The organism is Streptomyces sp. NPDC006384 (assembly GCF_042870695.1).
Classification (GTDB): Bacteria; Actinomycetota; Actinomycetes; order Streptomycetales; family Streptomycetaceae; genus Streptomyces.
In genome coordinates this window covers 6,562-11,808 of the sequence record NZ_JBIAHR010000047.1, presented here as the reverse complement: position 1 = coordinate 11,808, position 5,247 = coordinate 6,562, and the positions used below count along the sequence as shown (strand labels likewise).

6 protein-coding genes are annotated in these 5,247 nt (G+C 29.5%); 2 read left to right on the top strand and 4 right to left on the bottom strand.

Translation table 11 applies throughout. The features are described 5' to 3' along the window. On the top strand, positions 1-256 hold a 256-nt coding region (locus ACFYOJ_RS35930), incomplete at its 5' end, for a hypothetical protein (RefSeq protein WP_388598615.1). A gap of 118 nt (positions 257-374) precedes the next feature. On the opposite strand, the gene ACFYOJ_RS35925 is transcribed toward ACFYOJ_RS35930, so the two are convergent. The 3 genes from ACFYOJ_RS35925 to mobV all read right to left on the bottom strand — a co-directional run bounded on the left by ACFYOJ_RS35925 (position 375) and on the right by mobV (position 3,296). After that, positions 375-1,244 (bottom strand): replication initiation protein, encoded by an 870-nt coding sequence (locus tag ACFYOJ_RS35925; protein WP_252958559.1) that lies wholly within the window; start codon positions 1,242-1,244, stop codon positions 375-377. Between the two features lie 336 nt (positions 1,245-1,580). Continuing rightward, complete coding sequence (locus ACFYOJ_RS35920; protein ID WP_355307912.1) at positions 1,581-1,799, bottom strand: helix-turn-helix transcriptional regulator; 219 nt, start codon at positions 1,797-1,799, stop codon at positions 1,581-1,583. Positions 1,800-2,015: 216 nt separating this feature from the next. Continuing rightward, entirely contained in the window at positions 2,016-3,296 is a 1,281-nt protein-coding gene (mobV, locus tag ACFYOJ_RS35915) for a MobV family relaxase (RefSeq protein ID WP_388598613.1), read from the bottom strand. A 382-nt stretch (positions 3,297-3,678) separates the two neighbouring features. Here mobV and ACFYOJ_RS35910 point away from each other — a divergent pair, with 382 nt between their 5' ends. Further along, positions 3,679-4,131, top strand: coding sequence for a plasmid mobilization protein (locus ACFYOJ_RS35910; protein WP_002494373.1), 453 nt, complete (start codon positions 3,679-3,681; stop codon positions 4,129-4,131). 590 nt (positions 4,132-4,721) lie between these two features. On the opposite strand, the gene ACFYOJ_RS35905 is transcribed toward ACFYOJ_RS35910, so the two are convergent. After that, positions 4,722-5,096, bottom strand: coding sequence for a hypothetical protein (locus ACFYOJ_RS35905; protein ID WP_002494371.1), 375 nt, complete (start codon positions 5,094-5,096; stop codon positions 4,722-4,724). Positions 5,097-5,247 lie beyond the last annotated feature (151 nt).

The window sequence follows — 5,247 nt, the reverse complement described above, 5'->3', positions numbered from 1 at the left end:
TATTTATAATATAGTAAAGAAAAAAAATATTGAATATAATATTAGAGACGAAGATATTAGAATATCTAAAATGGGGCAAGTTATTTATATTGATTTACAAAACATAGTTGATAGAAATTCCTATATTCAAACTATTGAACAAGCAGATGTATACAGAAATGAAATAATAGAAGAAATTAACCAAAATTTCATAAATTTTGATAAATGGTTAAATATTTCATTCACTGAAAAATATTACTCAAGACAAATAAACTAAATATTTCTCTAATTCTCATAAAGTGTTAATATTATTAATGTGTTCTATACTAATTATGGTTATAGTCCTTCATTCATTTGGAGGACTAATTTATATTTAAATTAGTACACTGTCATTCTTACTTATTCTCCCATTTTTCTTTTAATTGACGTTGAAATGCTTCTCTATCTTGTCTTAATTTAGTGTCTTCATTGTATATTTTGTGTGATTGTGTATATTCTTTTTTCTCTAACCATTTAGGTGTTTTTTCTCGACTACTATAGCGCTTAGACATAATTTTATCTTGTCTTTCAGGTTTTCGTTTACTATGTATACACTTCTCAGCGTCAAAGATAAACTCTAACCATTCAATTTTACGTCCTTTTTTAGCCTTGATTTTATTAATGTGAAGATTGTTAAAAATAGTGTTTAACTCTGTAACAATAGGCTTCAAAACATTTTTATTAATATCTGTCATTCTATAAGATTTAGGGATATCTAGGCGTTCTCTAAAATCATCAATTTTAATTTTCATATAACCAGTGTGTTTATATTGTTTAAGTATTCTAAACATGTTTTTTGAATATGTAGATTTCAAATTTGTCATTTCTTTTAATTCAAATTTAGTAAAGTTGCTAGTAATTGAATTAAGTATATGCTTTAAATTAGGAGAAGTTGAAATTTCTAAGTATTGATCTTTTTTATGAATTCTATAATGATTAAATAAAATAAATCTTTCTATAACCTCATCATCTTCGTATCTAATTGTTAGTTCCAACATTTTCTTATATACATCATCCAAGTCTTTAACGAATCTATTAATATTACGTGTTTTCGGATTATAGTTACTCAATTCTTTCAATTCATCAAAAGATAAATGAAGTGTGTTAGTTTCTTTTTCCTTAAGTTTATTACACATGGCAAAAAATAAATTAATTTCAGTACTGGTGAATTTTCTTAAAGGAACTAAATTCAAATCGTTTTTGTATACTACTGTTTCCCCCGTCATTATATAGATACCTCAACATAATTATTTCAATAAGGAGCATGTTTTTTTATGATACTCCTTATTGAATTGATATTTTCACGTTAAAACACTTTGATAACAATGTCAATTAACAAAAGAAGGTTTATAATAAAAACTACTCCTTTTATGTGGCAAAACTACTCCTTTTATGTGGCAAAACTACTCCTTAAGCATCTCAAATAAGCTGTGGCTCTAAAGCTCAAACGACTTCTAAAAAGGTTTATAAAAAGATTTATAAAAAGATATTAAAAAGGTCGGAGTGAAATACTCCAAACTCATTCAAATATACTTCTAAAGAAACAAACACAAAAATAAACTTTAAAAAATATCTCCATTTTCAATTTTTACTGTTGTTGATGGTAATACATTCATAATTTCAGCCATTTGCTCCTGTGACCAACCTAAATCCTGTCGCAAATGAACCATATCTATCGCAAAATCTAAAGCTTCTGATTGTTCTTTATAGCTATTTTTTAATTCAGGATGACATTGAATATCTTCATCAATTAATTTAGAAATCATACTCACATCTATCATTTCCAATACAATATCTTTGCTACCTTGGAATTCTTATAATAATATAGAAATGCAAAGGTATTGTTCCTCCTTACAGAACTATTTAATAAACGCTGTAAGTAAGGTAATGATTGTTCTTAATAGGTTGATCATACTTATTAAATTTTTATCTCCTCTTTTCATGAGATAAGCACTCAGGCGAGTATCATACTTGTTTGAGTGCTTATTTTTATTGATTTATTCTAATTCTAAGTCATTCTCTGTCTCTTTTTTAATAGGTGCTGATGCCTTTCTTATATGATGGTCTATCCCTGACACATCACCTTGATATGCATGTGTTAAAGCCCCCTGATCCACCGTATCGGGATCAATACCGACTTCTGGCATACGTTGATATTTAATTTCTGCGCTTAATTCAATGTTCATATCTTTCAATGCACATCTAAGTCCCGCAAACAAAATACGTGTATCATTTCTTACCATGTCGTTCATCGCTTGATGACGTGCATTTAACATGTCTAAATGGTGTTCGAGTTGATTATTTTGTGTTGTTAAATGTTGATTGCGCTTGTCCAAATCTCGGTAATTCATTCTAAGGCCACTCAGAGACGCCTCATACGCTTTGATTTCTTTTTGGTACTTTTCCTCATCTTTTTCAAAATCGTCCCTAGAATTTGCTCTCAGTTGCTTATATAGGTCAATATCTTCTTGAGCCTGTTGAGAATCCTCTTGTAAAAAATGATTTTTCCGTTTTAAGTTTTGAATATCCCGAGTTAAATGTTCTTTTTCATCGTGTAAATCGTTGATATCCCTCAACAATTGTTTTTTCGTTTCAATTTGTTGGTCTAATTCACTTAAAACTTTCGCTTTCTTTTTATATTCATGAATATCTTGAATATACGTTTTATTATCATCGGTACTCCCACGTTCAACATCAAAACCTTGCTGGCACAGATGTGTTGTTAATTCATCATGGATGTGATTAATAGCTTGTCGATTCATAGCTGTACGTGCTGATAACCGTCCTTGATGATTAACAGGTATAAAGTGAAGGTGCATATGAGGCGCTGATTCATCCATATGCACTTTCGCTGAAACGATATTGGCTTCGCCAAAACGTTCACTGAAGTAATCTTTACATGTCTTAAAGTAGTGTTTTGTACGTGTTTCTCCCATACGGTCGGCCTCTTCTTTCGATAACGTAATGATATTGGAATACATCACCACACTATTTTTCTGTACACGTGACCCCTGTTCTTTATAATAATCGACTCTATCTTTCACACGATGATACAAATGACGTTCATCTTCAACTAAATCAAAGTTTAAGTTTGTCCGTTTCAAATCAATCTCATCGTTTTTGATTCTCCCTTTACGTTCTTGTTCCATCTCTTTGCCTTTAACATCGCTCATTTTATTTTTTTGCGTATTCCAAGCTAATTTCAAATTGAGCGCCCTCCCCGAAGCTTTTTGATTTGTCTGTGGTTCTCTACTTTCGAGAACCTTCGCAAATATCATTTTACAAGCGCTGTGATTGTCTACCTTCGACAATGCTTCGCTTATGTAAAATGATGGATACTCTCACCGCTACGCCTCAAACATGTGAGGCTGATTCCGCAATGAGAGTATAGCTCGATATACTCTTACATTCAAATGTAAGAGTTATCTTCGCTCTGGCGAGGCCATCACTACATTCAAAAATATATTTTTGAATTCCGTTATATAGCTAACAAATGACATACGCATTATCAAACAAATATGTTTGATAATATGTATGCCAAATGTTAGCTCACAACACCTCGAATCATACATATTTATTAACATACATATGTATGTTATATTAATATAAAAATAAGCACACATATGTATGCTTATCATATATTAATTATGAGGTGATTCAATGCCAAAAAAACAAAGCTCGAAAGAAAAAATCTTAACCGTTCGTGTCAGTCAAGCGCAATACAAAAAGATACAAGATTTAGCCTACATACGTAGTATGAATGTCACAGAATATATACGCCAAACAGCTGTGGGTAATCGGATTAAACCGACGGTGATTGAATATCCAAAAGAGCAAATAACGATGGATGATTCTAATTCTAAGAATAATACGAATAATTTGTATAAAGTTATTGAACATCTAGAAGAAGACAACGAAGCACTCAAATCAGACAGAGACGCACTTCGACAACGTCATGACCAACTTGAAGATGATATAGAACAATACAAAAGGGAGAATGAGATATTTCATCGCTTGTTAGAGCACTTTGATAGTACTGCATTTATGAATTTTAATACGTATCGTGATGATAGACCATTAAAAAAAGAAATTAAACGATTGAAAGAACATTAAAAAGGCTACTCAAAAAATGTTTATCGTAAGAAATGGGGCAAAAAGAAGACATTAATGCTTTCTATTTTTTGTTGTACCAATAATTAATAATACAAAAAATAGAAAACCTAATAAATAAAATATTTTTTCTCCTAAAGGATTTCCAATGATATTTTCATTCAATCCTATAATCAAACAAACTATAAAAATAACAATAATAATGCCTGAATAAATCTTATTTTTTAATAACATAAAATTAACCTTTCTTTTCTATAAAATCTGGGATACTACCAATAATTAACCCCAATAAAAATACAAATCTGAAAAAATATGAATATAGTCTAAAAAAGGAAATCAAATATTAATTTCACAATTAGCAATAATATAAATGCTATCACTGTACTATTTAACAAAATATACATGATTTTTTTGTATATTTCATGACTATTTTTTCTCTTAAAAAAATCATAAAAACACTCCAGATTCTTAGCCAGATTTCTAACGATTATCATAGCATAGAAGCTTAATGCTATATGGACGTAATTAGCTATATTTTTCTAACTTTGCAACAGAACCAGAATAACTAACACGAAAAATGAGTAGCAATTATGCTACTCATAAATATTTTTATCAAAAACTTCCAACTTGGTTACTTTAGGAATTTCAGGAAACAAACCAAAATTAAGATGTACAAAAAGCGCTCCTTCTTTACCATTAATCGTACTAGTAAAATACCCTATATGACCTCCACCTTGATTATCTGTATCTCCTTTTATTGTCACATGTTTAGCATGTTTCAAAAGTTGATATGTTTTATTATTCGCGGATATTTCTTTTAGTTTCTTTGTATCATGATTTGAAATATAATTATTTATTTCTTTTTCAGCAGAATAACGTGTCCAACTATCAAAAAAAATTAAATTTACATAAAAATAACAAAAGCCTAAAACTATAATAGTACCAAGTATATAAACTATTTTTTTCATTTAAAGACTCCTTATCTCCTCAAAATATTTAAGTTTTTATGGTAAATTAAAGTGGTGGGGGTGTTTAGGGGTAGAAAAAAGGTGGTTTAATTTTATTTGTTTGTTTTTGATAAAAACCACTTTTTTCTATTTTTTTTTATTTTGTTTTTTT

Excerpts from the sequence above, each read along its gene's own strand:
- ACFYOJ_RS35925 (WP_252958559.1), bottom strand. The coding sequence starts at position 1,244 with ATGACGGGGGAAACAGTAGTATACAAAAACGATTTGAATTTAGTTCCT.
- ACFYOJ_RS35920 (WP_355307912.1), bottom strand. The coding sequence starts at position 1,799 with ATGATAGATGTGAGTATGATTTCTAAATTAATTGATGAAGATATTCAA.
- mobV (WP_388598613.1), bottom strand. The coding sequence starts at position 3,296 with ATGATATTTGCGAAGGTTCTCGAAAGTAGAGAACCACAGACAAATCAA.
- ACFYOJ_RS35910 (WP_002494373.1), top strand. The coding sequence starts at position 3,679 with ATGCCAAAAAAACAAAGCTCGAAAGAAAAAATCTTAACCGTTCGTGTC.
- ACFYOJ_RS35905 (WP_002494371.1), bottom strand. The coding sequence starts at position 5,096 with ATGAAAAAAATAGTTTATATACTTGGTACTATTATAGTTTTAGGCTTT.